This is a genomic window from Leptolyngbya sp. BC1307 (assembly GCF_002286735.1).
Lineage (GTDB): Bacteria > Cyanobacteriota > Cyanobacteriia > Phormidesmidales > Phormidesmidaceae > Phormidesmis.
On sequence record NZ_NRTA01000128.1, the window covers coordinates 1 to 1,795 of the forward strand.

At 52.8% G+C, this 1,795-nt stretch carries 1 protein-coding gene; it reads left to right on the forward strand.

Features of this window, described 5'->3' with window-relative positions; genetic code table 11:
- Positions 1-106: 106 nt before the first annotated feature.
- Positions 107-1,765 (forward strand): IS1182 family transposase, encoded by a 1,659-nt coding sequence (locus tag CKL79_RS22310; RefSeq protein WP_121971698.1) that lies wholly within the window; start codon positions 107-109, stop codon positions 1,763-1,765.
- Positions 1,766-1,795: the final 30 nt, after the last annotated feature.

Here is a 1,795-nt window from a genome sequence, read left to right on the forward strand (position 1 = left end):
GACACTGTTGGCGAACTCCAGAAGCATTGAAAAATCGGTAAGCTGAGGCAGATCTATCGCTATCAGGAAGTGCGATCGCCAAAGCGCTTCCTCAAGGAAGAACGCTATGTCTCTAAAGCCCCAACCAGACTCGCTAGTGCCTGCCGATACGGTGCGAGTCGCCAAAGCAGTCTTCAAGAGGGGCAATCCATACGTGACACTGCATGATGAACTCGGCCCTATCTTTGAAGACACTGACTTCACCGAGCTGTTCTCAAAGGTCGGCCAGTCAGCCATTCCACCGTGGCGACTGGCTTTAGTCACCATCATGCAATTTCGCGAAAACCTATCCGACCGCCAAGCTGCCGAGTCGGTGCGCTCGCGTATCGACTGGAAATATCTGCTGCGGCTAGAGCTAACCGATACGGGCTTCGACTACAGCGTCCTGAGCGAGTTTCGGGGCCGCTTGCTAGCAGGCAACGTTGAACACCTGCTACTTGATAAACTGCTGGAGCGCTGCCAAGAACTGGGTCTCGTCAAAGCCGGTGGGCAGCAACGTACTGACTCTACCCGTGTCTTAGGCGCAATCCGTAACCTTAACCGTTTGGAAGTCGTCGGTGAAACACTACGAGCTGCTCTCAATGACCTAGCCGTGCTGGCTCCCGAGTGGCTGCAACGGATAGCCCCCGAAGATTGGTATCAACGCTACGGGCGGCGCATCGAAGACTACCGACTGCCCTCGAAACCAGCAGAGCGCATTGCCTACGCGCAACAGGTTGGAGAAGATGGCGACTACCTACTCAAATGCCTAGCTGACTCAGAGTTAGCCACTGAAGGCAAAACTCTCAAAACGGTACAAGCACTAGAAGAACTTTGGCCCTATCACTATGAATACAGCGATAAGGAGGATGGCCCGAGTCTGCGTTGGAAAAGCGACAAAAAGCTAACGAAGAAGACACCTACAATCGAGTCGCCCTATGACACAGACGTACGCTATCGCCGTCGCTGTGGCACTACTTGGACAGGCTATATTACCCACTTGAGTGAAACGTGTGATGACGATAGCTGTCATTTGATTACTCATGTGATGACCACCGATGCCAGTGTCCATGAGGCGCAGTGCGTTGACGACATTCACCAAGCGCTAATCGACAAGCATCTCCGGCCCAAGGAGCACTTTGCCGATACTGCCTATGTCAATGCATTCCTACTGGTAAATGCACAGAGTCAAGGCATTGAGATGGTGGGGCCAGCTCGCTTTGATACCAGTTGGCAAACGCGAACTGAAGGGGCCTTCAACTTGAACCACTTCGAGATTGATTGGGAAAACGAGCAGGTGACCTGCCCGCAGGGTAAAACCTCTCAGGCTTGGAAAGCCTACAACCGCGATTCCGGAAAGCCCTATATTCTGGCTAGATTTCACGCTCAAGACTGTGCTGATTGCCCAGTTCGCTCGCTTTGCACCAAAGCTAAGCCAACCGTTGGCCGCACGCTGCATCTGCTGCCACAAGCCGAACACGAGGCATTGGAAAAAGCGCGATCCATACAAACGACAGCTGAAGGCCAGGAACGTTATCGTCGCCGTGCTGGTATTGAAAGCACGATTTCTCAAGGCGTTACCAGCTGCGGTCTACGACGTTCCCGCTATATGGGCATGGCTAAGACTCACTTGCAGAATATGGCGATTGGCGCTGCCGTTAATATTGATCGGCTATTCAACTGGTTCCAGGAAGTGCCACTGGCCAAAACAAGAGTGTCTCGATTCAAGGCGCTAGAGCCTGCTTAATTGCTACTTTCGGAGTTAGCCAACAGTGTC